Here is a 15,345-nt window from a genome sequence, read left to right as displayed (position 1 = left end):
TTACAATAAAATAATTACATTACTACTTTTTCTTTCTTGGACGAATAACATACAATCCGCCATACGCCTCCGGGTCAGACTCGCGAGGCTCTTGCATCATAAACAGTACTTTCCCTCTGTAACCACTGTATTTTTCAGGAACTTCATAAATGAACGTACGTGGGTCATACGCAGAATACCGTTTGATATAAATAAACTCATCCTTATCAAGCACCAATGCATAGTAAAAATATCCCGCAGAGTAACTGATAGGATTAAACCAACTGCCTCCTTGCTCATCTACCGGTTCGTACTTGCGAACTCGTACATCATAACCATATTGGTCAAAAGGGTCTACAGGAGTAGTAAGCTCAATAAAACGTGAAGCTGGCTCGCGAGCTGGGTATTGAGCTGTAAATGCTTTCTCTCTTTTGTAAGCTTCTCTATCCCCAAAACCTTTTTCTTTGGAAGGATACATCATCCAATACCATTTGCCTCGATATTTCAAAAAATACTCTCCATATTCTTGATAAACATACTCCGCCTTGTCATATAAGTCTTTAAAAACTTTAAACCATTTATCCAAATCTTGATGATTATACTGTTGAAATTCTTCTTTCCAATAATCTGTGCTGTTAAATGAAAATGGTAATTGTATTAGAGGATATAAGGTCATATCATCATTGATAACAGAATTACAATAAAAACCTTTATCTTCTTCAGCATTTATTAGAGTTCCATCTTTTAATATCTTTCCCCCTCTGTAGAGGTGGCTTAATATATTCCCTTCAAAGTCTGTTTTTATAAAGCTGTATGCATCATCGTCTCTTTCTCGCCATTCTTCATAAGGAACACCAGCAATCAAAAGTTTTTTTCCAATAGTATCTATTTCAAAAGACTTTAACTTCTGTATACGTGGTATTAACTCTACCACCTCATAGTTTTTACTTCCTGGGTTTTCGTGTAAAAACTTGTATTGTTTTAATTCTTCTTGTAACATAACATATTTTATTGATTTATAAATGCCCCAACAAGCTACGATTGATAACCCAATTACTATCCACTTCTTTTTCATTTTTTTGAGTATTTAATTTTTACAACAAAATAATTACATTGCTACTTCTTCTTTCTTGGGCGAATAACATACAAACCACCATACGCCTCTGGGTCAGACTCGCGAGGCTCTTGCATCATAAACAGTACTTTCCCTCTGTAACCACTGTATTTTTCAGGAACTTCGTAAATAAACGTGCGTGGGTCATACGCCGAATAGCGTTTTATATAGATAAACTCGTTATTATCAAGCACTAACGCATAGTAAAAATATCCTGCGGAATAACTAATGGGATTAAACCAATTGCCTCCTTGCTCATCTACCGGTTCGTACTTGCGAACACGCACATCATACCCCCATTGGTCAAAAGGGTCAACAGGATTGGTAAGCTCTATAATACGAGAAGCAGGCTCACGAGCTGGGTATTGGGCTTCAAATGCTTTTCGTCTTTGATAAGCGGCATCATCATCAAAACCGTTTCTTTTGGAAGGATACATCATCCAATACCATTTACCACTATATTTAAAGAAGTAGTCTCCATATTCCAAATGTACATACTCCGCCTTGTCATACAAGTCTTTAAACACTTTAAACCATTCATCTAAATCTTGATGAACATAGCGTTTATACTCTTCGGTATAATACCCTATCTTAAACTCAAAAGGCAACTGAATTAAAGGATATAAGGTCATATCATCATTTACAATAGAACTGCAATAGTATCCATCGTTAGAGGTCTTTATTATAGTACCATCTTTTAACATCCTCCCCTCTCCAAAAGGATGACTTAGTATATTCCCTTCAAAGTCTGTTTTTATAAAGCTATATGCATCATCGTCTTCTTCTCGCCATTCTTCATAAGGCTCTCCTGATATTAATAATTTTTTTCCAATAGTATCTATTTCAAAAGACTTTAACTTCTGTGTACGTGGTATTAGCTCTACCACCTCATAGTTTTTACTTCCTGGGTTTTCGTGTAAAAACTTGTATTGTTTTAATTCTTCTTGTAACATAACATATTTTATTGATTTATAAATGCCCCAACAGGCTACTATTGCCACTACTACTATTATCCATTTCTTTTTCATTTTTTGAGTATTTAATTTTTACAATAAAATAATTACATTACTACTTTTTCTTTCTTGGACGAATAACATACAATCCGCCATACGCCTCCGGGTCAGACTCGCGAGGCTCTTGCATCATAAACAGTACTTTCCCTCTGTAACCACTGTATTTTTCAGGAACTTCATAAATGAACGTACGTGGGTCATACGCAGAATACCGTTTGATATAAATAAACTCATCCTTATCAAGCACCAATGCATAGTAAAAATATCCCGCAGAGTAACTGATAGGATTAAACCAATTGCCTCCTTGCTCATCTACCGGTTCGTACTTGCGAACACGCACATCATACCCCCATTGGTCAAAAGGGTCTACGGGAGTGGTAAGCTCAATAAATCGTGAGGCTGGCTCACGAGCTGGGTATTGGGCAGTAAATGCTAATATTCTTTGATAAGCGGCATCATCATCATAACCTACTTCTTTGGAAGGATATTTCATCCAATACCATTTGCCACGATATTTGAAAAAATAATCATCGTGATCCAAATGTACATACTCAGCCTTATCGTACAAATCTTTAAATATTTTAAACCATTTGTCTAAATCTTGATGGACATACCGCTTGTATTCCTCTGTGTAATACCCTATCTTAAACTCAAAAGGAAGTTGTATTAGAGGATACCACGTTGCATCATCGCTAACAAAGGAATTATTATACCCTTTTGTAGAACTTAATATCGTACCATCATTTAACAAAAACCTCCCCCCCCCATCAGGATAACCTACAATATTGCCTTCAAAATCGGTTTTGATAGATGTATAGGCATCATTATCTCTTTCTCGCCACTCCTCATAAGGAACTCCTGAAATTAAAAGTTTTTTTCCAATAGTGTCCAATCTAAGCTTATATAATTTTTGATTTCGTGGTATCAATTCCACCACTTCATAATTTTTACTCCCTGGGTTTTCGTGTAAAAACTTGTATTGCCTTAATTCTTCTTGTAACATAACGTATTTTATTGATTTATAAATACCCCAACAGGCTACTATTGCCACTACTACTATTATCCATTTCTTTTTCATTCTTTTTGGTTTTTGGGTTCTTTGTATAATTTTTTTAAAGCTCCTTTATCTTTCTTTACATATGCCTTAATCACATTATGAATATAAGGTGTATCAATGACTGATGTCGAAAGCATTCGCTTTTCCAAGTTCTTCACAGCCTTTTTATAGGCATTCTTTTTTTCCTCAAAAGTTTCATACATCTTCCCACTTGAGTCTTTACTTACTTTCTGCTCATCCAATCTATAAAAAATGTTTTCACCAGCTTTGTTAATTCGGTCAAAAATGGTGGTAATGCCATATTGGTCATTGGGGAAATCGCCGTTTATGCCTCTCCATATCTCCTTTTCTGTATGTGGTATTTTGGGCTGCAAAATGCGTATGTCCCTAATAAATGCCACTGGGGCAAAATGGGCATAGAGTTGCGCCTCTTGCAGGGCAGCATATTTTTTAAGATAGTCATCATAACATTCATTTACATAATTGTAAGCCCGCGCTTTGTCATTCATCATTTCTATGGCGGGCATCACTACGAATTTCATTACTCCAAGAGAAGATTCTAAAAACTCTCCTATCAAAGGTTTAGGAGTAAATTTTTCCTTATGACAAAACTCATAACTTTGTTTATTCATTATGAACACATCAAAGGCTTGCATACAATCTTTGGCTATTTTCATATAAGTGCCCCATTCGCTTTTATCTTTCAGGTGAGGAGCTATTTTTTTCACCTCTTCTTCCTTGTATAGCTTTTTGGGGTCAAAACGCCGGTTTGCCATATAGTCATACCATTTTATGAATGCTTTTCCGTGAGGAAATTGATAGTGTTTCATCTTAGGATTCCCCTTATCACTCTTAGCTGAAACCGTACGACCTAAATAATGCAAGTGAAAAGCATCGGTGTTCCTATCGGGGTCGCAAGCACTTTTTATCTCAGGAATATCGCCATCACGGATAACCATATCCCCTCTATCGTTAGAAAAAGTAAATTGTACACATCGTTCCTTGTATGCGTCCCAATCTTTCAAAATAGCTTTCAAATGCTCATAAATGCCTCGCTCTTGAAGAAGTTTGTTGTATTCTTTGTCAAATATTTGCGAAAGTCCATTAACTAACGTTCCTTTTTTATCTTTTCCAAAAAATACAAAATCGTTGGCATCAACCTGATAAAAATCTACTTTGTCTTTTATCAGGTTTTCATATTCTTCTCCGTGAAGCCCTTGTGGCTGATTAACACCCAAATAAATGACATTCAATGCCATTTCATCCCAGCCTATCTCTTTGGCATAATACATAATCCCCAAAGCCACTCCCGTTCCCATTGCAGCTCCTTGACTATGCCCTACCACCGTTATGGGGCGATACGTAGGAGTAAAACTAAGCTTAGACATCGGAGCGTCTGATTTTATCATTTTCTTAGGATATATCTGCCAATTTTCACTCGCCCATTTATACCCCAATGCGATACCGTGGTCTATTCGGTGAGCGGCATTAGAACCCAATCCGTGTGAACCGTTAATATAATGGTCTCTACCCACCGAATTAAATGCCTTGCAATATATCTCTGACCCTTTGTAATCATTGGGCTTATCATTCCAATAATTCCAAAATTTTTCTAATTTGTTATTAAAAGAAGTAAGCTTAAGAAATTCGTCTTCCAAATAACCTCCAGTGGGAGTAAGCTTATTTACTGATTTTATGATTTTTCGTTGGATATTTTTAGTAGTAGTACCGCTTTCTCGAGCCAATTCCTGTTCTATTTTATCTTGCCTTGCATTCTCAGGAAGTACGTCTCGAAGCTCACTATTGGTAAACATATCATTAGCATCCGTATGATTATGTTCATTAACACTTTCCCCTTGCAAACCTTCACCTTCTTCGTGCACTTTATCTAAAATAGCGTTGTAGAGCGTTTGCTCCCAATTCTCCAAGGGATTACTATGATAACCATTAACAAAAATAACATCTCCTTTCAAAACCGGATAGTATTTATCTAATTCATCATCCCCTCCGCCTTCTTTTAAGGTTTTTTGATTGGGATTCGTTATCTCAATAATTCCTCCCACACTGCATTGAATATACGAATTTTCAAGCAAAAGTGGAGCCTGAAAAGTAGTGGGTTTATTCGATGTTATTTTCCATTTTTGTAACGAAGGTACACAAGTGTTACCATTACACAAACTGCAAGAGCCAAAGTTTCCCATAAGAGTCTTGTCCTTTTCTGTAGCTTGGTACTTACCCTCCAATTTCACCTTATTTTGAGAAGTAACTTGTAATTTCGAGGTTTTACTTCCCGAATTACAACGTAATTCTGCTCCTTCACTTACATACTTATTAGCCATAATTAAGGAATTTTAAGTTTAATCTTTTTATGAATCTATCTCTACTCCTTGCCCTCCTTGAATATATGTTGTATTACCTGCCTTAACGCGAATATCTGATTCACTTGTAAATAGGTTTATCTCCTTACTCACAACAGAAGTTTTTTCTCCGGAATGAAGTTCCATTTTCGTGTGTGCGTTCAAAGTAATTTTATCCGAAACAAATTCACTTTCTTTCATAACTGTTTCTTTTTTATTTCCACCAGCAAAAAATTCCATATCATTAGTAGCATCAAAAGTGATTTTCTTTGATTTGAAATTTAATTGCTCAATCGCTGTGATTTCAATGGTATTTTCAACACTGTTAATCTGTATCATATTACCATTTTTATCAGAAAGTACAATACTTTCATCATCGGTAAATACTAACTTATGCCCACTCTTAGTAGTAATACTCCTTACATTGTTCGACACTTCAGATGCATTGGTTTTGTGAAACATACTTCCCATCACAAAAGGTTGATGCGGATTGCCGTATTCAAAGCCAATCATCACTTGGTCGCCCACCTCGGGAATGAAAACCACACCACGATTACCACTCTTGTCTCTCAAAACTCCCGCATCTGAACTTTGCACACGTATCCAATTCGTTTCCGCTCCCTTATCGCGCTGCCAATAAAAACGTACTTTTACCCGTCCCTGCCCCTGAGGGTCATTGTTTTCTACCACTTCCGCAATTTCAGGATAAGCCACCGTTTTGGGTTCGAACATCGCATATTCCATCCCCTCAGGTACAGCCCTAAATATGTTAGAATAACTACCTCGTTCTACCTTGTGATGTACCGAAATCACTCGATAAACCCCTAAACTGTTGTCTATCCCAAATTCCGAAGGATACCCCACTTGAATAAGTCCGCCAATACGCACCTTACACGTGTCCGAATGCCCTTCAATAAAGTGCATCTTCCCTAAGGCTCTTTGGTACTTCCCCTGACGAAAAACTTGGGTATCTGCATTGTATCCCACAGGCTCTTGAGCAGGTAAGATACCCCTATTAGCAAACAATGGTACTTGGGTAAGTAAGGTTTGCGTAACTGCATTTTCGGGACTAATAGGTTTGTCCGTTTGAGTAAAAAAATATTCATCATCTTGCGAGCTATAATTGTAAAGTGAATAACGATATGGAAGTGCTTTACTGATGGTTTTCAATTGATTAATATCTTCCCTAAAAATCAACTTCTCAGGAGTTTCATTTTCAGGACATCCAAATACGATGTTTTTTCCATCGTAAAAGAAAAGTTCGTTATAAAGAGCCGACAAACGATTTAAAAAAGCAAAGGAACTTTCTTTATATTGCATCACAAAAGGTAGCACACCTTCAAATCTTGGACGACACTTGATGCCAAATTCTTTCTCCTGAGCAATAGTTTTTACAATATTTACCAAATGTTGGTCTACAAATGAGTACATCGAAGGAGTATCTTCCAAAACTACGACTTTTCCTTGACCTATAAAACGAATAACGTTGTCACGAGACCCTTGCCAGGCTGAATCTATCAGCACTTCGGTAATGTATCCGCTAAACTCATAACGATAGGCTTCTTTTCCATATTCAAATCGTATCAACACCGAATCTCCTATCATTTCTGTGAGTTTTTGGGGGGATTTCAGCCAAAGTTCTTTCTCTGAGGTGATTTTTTGAATTAGTTCAAAAGATTGACAATCGTTTAACTCCTGGGTTAAGGTTAAGGAATCAAAAACAAATTCTTCTCCGTTGATAAAAACAGTTTCTTTTACTACATTCATTGGGGGTATCAATGAACTTCTCTTGGACATTGTATAGACTGCCATAGACTTTTAATTTTAAGTGAAACAAAATAATATAAGAGGTTGAACGTTACAAATCTACAAATTTAATACCATATAAATGTGATATTTCTCGTTTTTTATGTTTTTAGTTTCAAACCGACTTTGTTCCTCCAAAAATTCATTTATACACACTATATTTTACTCTATAATTTACAAAAGTAGTAGTTGAATTCTAAATTATTTTCAAAATAACAACCAAAAATTAATTATCTATCCTATTTATAATCAAATTTTTACTACCCTTTTGTTTTCTTTTCTCTTCTCTTTACCTTTCTCATTTTCCTTTACTTCTTCTTTCACGGGGGCAATAGAAAGTTGAATTTTTCTATCAATAGAAGTCAATTCGTTTTTGAGTTCGTTGAGGGTATTTTCTTTTGTCCATTCTTTGGATACGACCTCTTTAAGCACAGGCAAATCTTTTTCGATAACGGCGATTTCTTTTTGTTGTTTTTCTATCATTGCGGGAATTTTTTCTAAGGCATTTAGGAAGTTGGTTACGGCCAAATGCGGGTCATTAGCAAGTCGTCCGTTGTTAGTGAGTTTCAGCAAGGCTTGTGTCAAATCTTGGGTATAGCTTTTCATCGCCTGTAAAAATTCCGTTGGTGACTTTTCGCCTTGCTCTATTTTTTGTAAATCTTCTTCCCATTGTCCCGTTAGGGTAACATTGGCAATGTCATCTTCTTTGACCCAATGGTACACTTGCATTCCTTTTTCGGTGGGAATAAGGGATTTTTGTTTACGCACTACATAGCCTCGTTTTAAGAGCGTTTCAATGATAGCGGCTCGTGTAGCAGGGGTTCCTATGCCTGAGCCTTGTAGGAGTTGGCGTTGCTGCTTGCTTTCCAAATCTCTTCCTGCTGTTTCCATTGCCGACAAAAGCCCTGCTTCGGTGTAAAGGGCAGGAGGTTGGGTGGTTTTGGACAAGATTTCAACGGATTTTATCTTTAATGTACTCCCTTTTGGTAAGGACGGCAGTGCTTCACAAATATCAGCTTCGTCCTTGTTAGAGTCAGATAAAAAACCATTAACTCCCCGCCAACCTGTTTGTGTTACCTGTGTATCTTTCATTGTAAAACACTTGTGAAACACCTCTAACGAGATTTTTTGTACTTCTTTTACACAGGGTTCACTCACGGCTTCCAAAAGTCGGAAGGTAAAAAAACGAATAATTTTTATTTTTTGTAAAAAATATTATTTTAACTTAAATTTAGCAAAAAAAATACTACATCAAACTTTATTTTTAATGCTATGAATACATACTTTAAGACTATTTTCTCAAGAGTAGAACAAAAAGAACGAAAGCTAACGTTTTCACTTGAAAGCATTGTAGAGGACTCCCTACAAATGATTACTTTTTTTAACGATATCCTAAAAGAGCTAAAAGAATATGTAACCTCTCATCATTTTGCTTGTCAAAAGGAAGAAATTTTCTTTTTTCGAGAGGTAAAACCATATATACAGGGAAAAGAACTATTTTACTACCAAATTTATCAAATGGAAACTATTGCAGCATACCTACCGGAAAGTCATTTAAAAAAATATTTTGTAAAACAAGAGAATAAACTCGAAAAAGAATTCAAAAAACGTTTTCAAAAGCAACCCTTTTACAACTACTATCTTTCAGGAAGTCGTCATTGGGACAGTAAGTATTTCACCAGATATCAATGTGATATTATTGATATCCAACAAGAATATATGCTAAATTTCGATCCTGATTTTTCGACTTACTATGATTTTTTAGTAGCTCAAATTCTCTGTCACAAGCAATTGATGGAATATTTTTTTCATCGAACCATAGAACTGGAAAATAACATCATTACAAAAGATATTTCTCTTGAATGGACAGCAACTAAAAACGATCTAATTGAACTAATTTATGCATTACAACAAGTCAAAGCCATTGCAGGTGGAAAAATGAGCATCAATAAAATGATAGCTACTTTTAATAAGATTTTTAAGCTCGATTTGAAAGATAGCCATCACGCTTTTCACAGAATGAAAACACGCTCCAAATCCAGAACCTCGTTTTTGGACAAACTTAAAAGATCTTTGGAGGAATATATGGATAAAGAATAATTTACACAACCGGATTTGATTTCTGATTAGTAACATCCCATTCGATAGTACTAAAGGAATCAATCACCTTACTATTGCCCTTTTGAAGCGGGTGCGGTTGCGAGTAGTGATTTAAAATCACTACTCGCAACCGCACCCGCTTCAAAAGGGCAAAGGTAAGATTTTTTTGACAATATGTAAATAGTTTGTAACTTTGCCTCATTGAGTTACTACCCAAAATAGGTAAAAACAATGAAAATAGTTCCGTTACCAAATCGTTACCTTACATATCTTAAAAACCAATTAACTTGCTGATAATAAAATTTTTGAGATAGCTCTTCTATTTTTCAAACAAAAAAAATTCTTATCTTTGGAAACTAAATTCTATCATTTTATGAAACAAATATATTTTTTATCTGCATTAGTACTACTGCTTGCGTTAAACTCTTGTCAGGAGCAAAAAACCAAAACAGAACATTCTTACACAATTAAGGGCAGCGTTCCGAAAGAAACAAAAGGCAAAATTTATCTTCTGGAATTCAAAAACAGAGAGTACACTCCCGTTGATTCTGTTGATATTCACAATGGAAATTTTAAATTCGAAGGAAAAACTTCTCAGCCACTTTTATACTCTTTGCGACTTAACAACAAAGGAAAAAGAGCCAATTTCTTCCTTGAAAACACAAACGTAACAATGCATTTGAACCAAGATTGGACAATAGAAAGCATAAAAGGAAGTGAAAACACCCAACTTTTTAAAACATACGACGATATAAACGAAAAAAGAGCCTTAAACTTGGACAGTATCCTCAAAACAGACAATAATTCGCCTGTGATTGCGTACTTTTTAGGGCGAAACGCTTATATGTATGACTATCCCGAGCTCGTTTCGCTTAGAAAACAAATTTCGCCGGAGTTATTTAAAAATACATACATCGAAGAACTTGACAAAGCCATCAGTAAGCTCGAAAAACTTCAACCGGGACAACCCGCTCCGGATATTATTATGGAAAATCCTGATGGAAAAACTTTTAAACTAACCGATTTAAAAGGAAAAAACATACTCATCGATTTTTGGGCGACTTGGTGTCCCGACTGCCTCAAAGAAATTCCTTCGCTCAAAGAGATTTACAAAACATACCAGCAGAAAAACTTTACAATACTCAGTATCTCGCTCGACCGCAACAAAAACAGTTGGAAAAAAGCCATCGCCGACGGGCTTTCGTGGGAGCACGGTTTTGTGGAAAACGCTTGGAAGTCAGACGCAGCCCAAACATATACGTTACGCTGGTTGCCTACCTACATCTTGATTGATACAAACGGAATCATCATTGCTCGAACCATCGACAGTCATAAAATGATTGAGGAAATCGAAAAGCTGGTCAATTAAACCCTTTTTCTTTCTTTTTGAAGAAATAATCCGTGCAATATTCTCTCAAAAAAAACTTATACATTTATTTTATAAAAAATTCATCTTGAAAAAATATTTTTAAAAGAAGATTGCAGACAATCCAGCTCCAAAAAAAGTTTTAAAGAGAAGATTGCAGACAATCCAACCTCAAAAAAAGTTTTCAAGAGAAGATTGCAGACAATCCAACATCAAAAAAAGTTTTTCAGACAAGATTGCAGATAATCCAATTTCAAAAAAAGTTTTTCAGACAAGATTGCAAACAATCCAATATCAAAAAAAGTTTTTCAGGCAAGATTGCAGACAATCCAACATCAAAAAAAGTTTTTCAGGCAAGGTTGCAAACAATCCAACATCAAAAAATTTTTTTGAAAATAAAATCAATATAAAACTAATCGTACATTTTTAAAACACATCGTTTTAATTTTATATCTGTTAAAAAATAATTTATAAATGAAAGATTTATTCGGACAAGCCATCTTAGATTATCAGCAAGGCAATTACACTGAAGATATTAAGACAGAAACTACTATTTCGGAAGAAGATATTTTGCCCCTGCCCTATTTATTTCGTTCATTCAAAGATATGCCAAAATTAGAGCAGAAAGCGTTGCGTTTAGCCAGAGGAAAAGTTTTGGAAGTGGGTTGCGGAGCCGGTAGCCACGGATTGTATCTGCAAAACGAACGAAATTTGGAAGTTCATTCCATTGACATTTCGCCAAAGGCTGTCGAGGCTTGTAAACTCAGAGGTTTAAAGAACGTCTCGGTTGCCAATGTTATGGACTTTGAGGGGAAATTTGATACCATCTTGCTGCTAATGAATGGAGCGGGAATGTGCGGACGATTAAAGCAAATGGGAACTTTTTTAACTAAAATTAAAAGTTTGTTAGCTCCAAACGGACAAATTTTAACCGATTCGTCCGACATTATTTATATGTTCGATGAAAATGAAGACGGAATGTACGACGTACCACTTCACTTCGATTATTACGGCGAGGTCGATTATTTAGTCAAGTACAAAAAAGAAAAAGAAGAGCCTTTTGCGTGGCTTTACGTGGATTACAACACTTTGCAGAACGTTGCACACTCGGTAGGATTACAATGCGAATTAGTTGCCGAAGGAGAACATTACGACTACTTGGCAAAAATGTTTTGAGGTTGATTTACTTTTAATCCCAGCCCATTTCTTTTGCCATTTGCCTTTTCCTGAGGTATCTTTTGTAAACCATCCAAAATAATTTCGTCAATAAGCCGGTTGCGTCCTTCAATGATTGTTTGGGCATTTCTCGAAACTGATTTTGACGAAATTCTTTTATTTTGCTCTCGCATTCTTGTTTGGATATGTTGCCCAAAGTGTATTGAGCCACAGTTTCATATATTTTCACGATGTGCATTCCCCAAGCTCTTAAAAATCTGTACAAACTTGGCTCAAAAGTTACCAGAAAGTGAAAATCTTCCACCGTAAAGTGAAGAATATGAAAATTTGCGACTATTTCTTCTTGAATTTCTTTAGCCCGTTGTGTGTAATCGATAATTCTGTTTGAAATTTCATCTGCCGAAGAAAGAATATGACTGACGGAAAGTTCTTTTCCCAGAAAAAAACTTATGTCATCGGCGAATTCCTCCGCTTCTTCGTACGAAGAAAAATTTGAATTGAGAAACTCGTACTCCAAGTCTCTCCAAATGTTAAGGTAGGAGAAATGCGTGAGCTTCGCCATCAATTGATATTTTATGTGCCTGTTTTTTCTGAAATAAGCCTCCGTGTATGTGAATTCGTCTTGGTTTTTCATATTTTTTGTTTTAAAAAAAGTTTTTGAAATAATTTCATAAAAAAAACTTTGACAAACAAATAATTTGTCAAAGTTTTAATCTTATTATTTTTTCTTCGTTTTTGTGGCTGTCTTTTTTGTTTTTGCAACCTTTGAAGCCGTTTTTGTTTTCGGAGTTTTTTCGGCAATCAAGGCTGTAGCTTGTTCTAAAGTGAATGCCTCAACGTCGGTTTCCTTTGGCAATTCTATTTTGGTTTTGCCTTTTATTAAATTATAGCGTCCCCAACGTGCTTTTTCCAATCGGATGGTGCCATCTTCCCATTCCTTCACCACTTTCTCCGATTCTTTTTGCAATTTATTTTCTATTAATTCTTCGATATCTTGCTGTGAAAGATTATCAAAATCATATTTTTTGCTGACATTGATAAAAATGTTATTCCATTTTATAAACGGTCCGAATCTGCCTGTTCCTTTGGTAACTTCCATATCCTGATAAAATGCGATAGGTGCATCGGCTTTTTTCTTTTGTGAAATAAGTTCTTGAGCTCGTTCGATGGTTACACTGAAGATATCTTCTCCTTTTTCCAAAGAAATAAAAGTATCTCCGTAACGCACATAGGGTCCGAACCTTCCTACATTTACATCAACCTCTTTTCCGTCGATAATGCCCAATTTTCTGGGGAGTTCAAAGAGTTTCAAAGCTTCTTCAAAAGTAATGGTTTCGATTGACATTCCCGAATGAAGGCTTGCGAAAAGTGGTTTTTGTTCGTCTTCATTTGTTCCTATTTGAGCCATTGCTCCGAAGCGTCCTAAGCGAACGCTCAGTGGTCGTCCTGATTTCGGGTCGATTCCTAAAACACGCTCACCTGTTTCCCTTCCTGCATTTTTTTCAACATTCTCCACAACAGGATGGAAATGCGTATAGAAACGCTGCAACATCTCCGTCCAATTTTCAGTGCCTTCTGCGATGTTATCAAAGCTTCCCTCTACTTTGGCAGTAAAGTTGTAGTCCATAATGGTCTCAAAATTAGCCACCAAGAAATCATTTACAACAATTCCTATATCAGTAGGGATTAATTTGCCTTTGTCGGCTCCTACTTTTTCCGTAAGAGTTTTTTGTTTTACTGTTTCTTTGGAAAGAACAAGCTGCTCGTATTTTCTTTCCTCTCCCTCAAATGAGCTACGCTCTACATAACCCCTATTTTGAATTGTTGAAATTGTAGGTGCATATGTTGACGGGCGTCCTATCCCTAATTCTTCCAACTTCTTTACCAAAGAAGCCTCGGTGTAGCGAGCCGGCGGACGTGTAAACCTCTGTGTGGCAACAATGTTGTTATTGCTAACGGATTCTCCCTTTTTCAAAGTTGGTAACATTCCTTCTTGTTCTTCCTCCTCGTCGTCACTTCCTTCGAGATATACTTTTAAAAATCCGTCAAAGCGAATCATTTCTCCGCTGGCTGTAAAAAGCTCATTATGTTTATCTGCTTCGATTTTAACGTTAGTTCGCTCAAGCTGAGCATCAGCCATTTGTGAGGCAATCGTGCGTTTCCAGATAAGCTCATACAAACGAACTTGGTCACTCTCCCCGGAAATGGTAGTACGTGTCATATCCGTAGGGCGAATGGCTTCGTGTGCTTCCTGAGCTCCTTTTGTTTTTGTGGCAAAATTGCGAACCTGACTGTATTGGTTTCCGTATATTCCGATTATGGCATTTTTTGCAGTGTTTATCGCCTCCTGTGAAAGATTGGTACTGTCGGTACGCATATACGTTATAAAACCTGATTCGTACAAACGCTGTGCAATCATCATTGTTTTACTTACTGAGAAGTATAACTTTCGAGAAGCCTCTTGCTGTAATGTTGAAGTAGTAAAAGGAGGTGCAGGCGATTTTTTCGCAGGTTTTGTTTCTAAAGAAGCTATTTTAAAGTTTGCTCCGATATTTTTTTCCAAAAATTGTTTGGCTTCCTCCAACGTATCGAATGATTTTGGAAGAGTTGCTTTAAACGTTTTCCCTTCGGAATTAGCAAATTCTGCTGTTATTTTGTAGGAGAAATTAGTTTTAAAATCTTGAATTTCACGTTCTCTTTCTACAATCAGCCTCACAGAAACCGATTGAACTCGTCCTGCCGAAAGTCCGCTTTTAACTTTTTTCCAAAGCACCGGTGAAAGTTCGTACCCTACAAGTCTGTCCAATACACGGCGTGCTTGCTGGGCATTTACCAAATTGTAATCAATTCCTCTCGGATTTTGGATGGCTTTTTCAATCGCAGATTTTGTAATAGAGTTAAAAACAATACGTTTTGTATTTTCAGGTTTTAATTTTAAAGTTTCGGACAAGTGCCAAGAAATAGCCTCTCCCTCGCGGTCCTCATCGCTTGCTAACCAAACCGTTTCGGCTTTTTGAGTAAGTGTTTTTAATTCCTTAACAACTGCTTTTTTATCACTGGATACCAAGTATTTAGGTTTGAAGTCATTTTCAATATCTACGCCCAATTCTTTGGAAGGTAAATCAACGATATGTCCGTAGCTTGATACTACTTTAAAATCTTTCCCTAAAAATTTTTCAATGGTTTTTGCCTTCGCAGGCGACTCTACAATTACTACGTTTTTAGCCATATTACTAACTTTTGGTCGGCAAAAATAGTAATTTAATTGGTATTTGAAAATTAAATTATTCTTAAAATCAGAATTTTGGCTTAAAGAAGCATTAAAAACAAAATAATCATCAAAAAATAATCGATTCTTTTGAAAAAACAAAAAGAAA

At 36.2% G+C, this 15,345-nt stretch carries 12 protein-coding genes; 3 read left to right on the top strand and 9 right to left on the bottom strand.

All coding sequences use genetic code 11. The annotated features are described in order from the left end of the window. Positions 1–22: 22 nt before the first annotated feature. The 6 genes from CGC58_RS11450 to CGC58_RS12875 form a co-directional block, all read right to left on the bottom strand. Positions 23–1,054 (bottom strand): hypothetical protein, encoded by a 1,032-nt coding sequence (locus tag CGC58_RS11450; protein ID WP_095896832.1) that lies wholly within the window; start codon positions 1,052–1,054, stop codon positions 23–25. A 41-nt stretch (positions 1,055–1,095) separates the two neighbouring features. Further along, positions 1,096–2,121: a hypothetical protein gene (locus tag CGC58_RS11445; protein ID WP_095896831.1), complete on the bottom strand. Its 1,026-nt coding sequence runs from the start codon at positions 2,119–2,121 to the stop codon at positions 1,096–1,098. Positions 2,122–2,161: 40 nt separating this feature from the next. Further along, positions 2,162–3,184 (bottom strand): hypothetical protein, encoded by a 1,023-nt coding sequence (locus tag CGC58_RS11440; protein ID WP_095896830.1) that lies wholly within the window; start codon positions 3,182–3,184, stop codon positions 2,162–2,164. Further along, the gene (locus tag CGC58_RS11435; protein WP_095896829.1) at positions 3,181–5,502 is read right to left on the bottom strand and encodes a DUF4280 domain-containing protein; all 2,322 of its coding nucleotides are present in this window, start codon (positions 5,500–5,502) and stop codon (positions 3,181–3,183) included. Before CGC58_RS11435 ends, CGC58_RS11440 begins: the two co-directional genes overlap by 4 nt. Positions 5,503–5,529: 27 nt before the next feature. Next, positions 5,530–7,332 (bottom strand): phage baseplate assembly protein V, encoded by a 1,803-nt coding sequence (locus CGC58_RS11430; protein ID WP_095896828.1) that lies wholly within the window; start codon positions 7,330–7,332, stop codon positions 5,530–5,532. Between the two features lie 243 nt (positions 7,333–7,575). Then, on the bottom strand, positions 7,576–8,493 hold the full coding sequence (locus CGC58_RS12875) for a DNA topoisomerase (RefSeq protein ID WP_255321234.1): 918 nt from the start codon (positions 8,491–8,493) through the stop codon (positions 7,576–7,578). Between the two features lie 105 nt (positions 8,494–8,598). Between CGC58_RS12875 and CGC58_RS11420 the strand changes: the two genes are divergently transcribed. Beyond that, positions 8,599–9,426: an RteC domain-containing protein gene (locus CGC58_RS11420; protein WP_095896826.1), complete on the top strand. Its 828-nt coding sequence runs from the start codon at positions 8,599–8,601 to the stop codon at positions 9,424–9,426. Between the two features lies 1 nt (position 9,427). On the opposite strand, the gene CGC58_RS12835 is transcribed toward CGC58_RS11420, so the two are convergent. Further along, positions 9,428–9,679: a hypothetical protein gene (locus CGC58_RS12835; protein WP_198540732.1), complete on the bottom strand. Its 252-nt coding sequence runs from the start codon at positions 9,677–9,679 to the stop codon at positions 9,428–9,430. A gap of 120 nt (positions 9,680–9,799) precedes the next feature. Here CGC58_RS12835 and CGC58_RS11410 point away from each other — a divergent pair, with 120 nt between their 5' ends. Together CGC58_RS11410 and CGC58_RS11400 are read left to right on the top strand one after the other, a co-directional pair. Further along, positions 9,800–10,795 carry a TlpA disulfide reductase family protein gene (locus CGC58_RS11410; RefSeq protein ID WP_095896824.1) on the top strand — a complete coding sequence of 332 codons (996 nt, stop codon included), beginning with the start codon at positions 9,800–9,802 and terminating at the stop codon, positions 10,793–10,795. A 471-nt stretch (positions 10,796–11,266) separates the two neighbouring features. Continuing rightward, positions 11,267–11,968: a class I SAM-dependent methyltransferase gene (locus tag CGC58_RS11400; RefSeq protein WP_095896822.1), complete on the top strand. Its 702-nt coding sequence runs from the start codon at positions 11,267–11,269 to the stop codon at positions 11,966–11,968. A gap of 13 nt (positions 11,969–11,981) precedes the next feature. On the opposite strand, the gene CGC58_RS11395 is transcribed toward CGC58_RS11400, so the two are convergent. Further along, entirely contained in the window at positions 11,982–12,602 is a 621-nt protein-coding gene (locus tag CGC58_RS11395; protein WP_095896821.1) for a hypothetical protein, read from the bottom strand. Between the two features lie 84 nt (positions 12,603–12,686). Then, entirely contained in the window at positions 12,687–15,197 is a 2,511-nt protein-coding gene (topA, locus tag CGC58_RS11390; protein WP_095896820.1) for a type I DNA topoisomerase, read from the bottom strand. Between the last annotated feature and the right edge of the window lie 148 nt (positions 15,198–15,345).

Origin of the sequence: Capnocytophaga stomatis (assembly GCF_002302635.1) — a bacterium.
Taxonomy (GTDB): domain Bacteria; phylum Bacteroidota; class Bacteroidia; order Flavobacteriales; family Flavobacteriaceae; genus Capnocytophaga; species Capnocytophaga stomatis.
This window is presented reverse-complemented; position numbering and strand designations above follow the sequence as displayed.

Coding starts and splice junctions, on each gene's coding strand:
- CGC58_RS11450 (WP_095896832.1), bottom strand. CDS start 1,054: ATGAAAAAGAAGTGGATAGTAATTGGGTTATCAATCGTAGCTTGTTGG.
- CGC58_RS11445 (WP_095896831.1), bottom strand. CDS start 2,121: ATGAAAAAGAAATGGATAATAGTAGTAGTGGCAATAGTAGCCTGTTGG.
- CGC58_RS11440 (WP_095896830.1), bottom strand. CDS start 3,184: ATGAAAAAGAAATGGATAATAGTAGTAGTGGCAATAGTAGCCTGTTGG.
- CGC58_RS11435 (WP_095896829.1), bottom strand. CDS start 5,502: ATGGCTAATAAGTATGTAAGTGAAGGAGCAGAATTACGTTGTAATTCG.
- CGC58_RS11430 (WP_095896828.1), bottom strand. CDS start 7,332: ATGGCAGTCTATACAATGTCCAAGAGAAGTTCATTGATACCCCCAATG.
- CGC58_RS11420 (WP_095896826.1), top strand. CDS start 8,599: ATGAATACATACTTTAAGACTATTTTCTCAAGAGTAGAACAAAAAGAA.
- CGC58_RS11410 (WP_095896824.1), top strand. CDS start 9,800: ATGAAACAAATATATTTTTTATCTGCATTAGTACTACTGCTTGCGTTA.
- CGC58_RS11400 (WP_095896822.1), top strand. CDS start 11,267: ATGAAAGATTTATTCGGACAAGCCATCTTAGATTATCAGCAAGGCAAT.
- CGC58_RS11395 (WP_095896821.1), bottom strand. CDS start 12,602: ATGAAAAACCAAGACGAATTCACATACACGGAGGCTTATTTCAGAAAA.
- topA (WP_095896820.1), bottom strand. CDS start 15,197: ATGGCTAAAAACGTAGTAATTGTAGAGTCGCCTGCGAAGGCAAAAACC.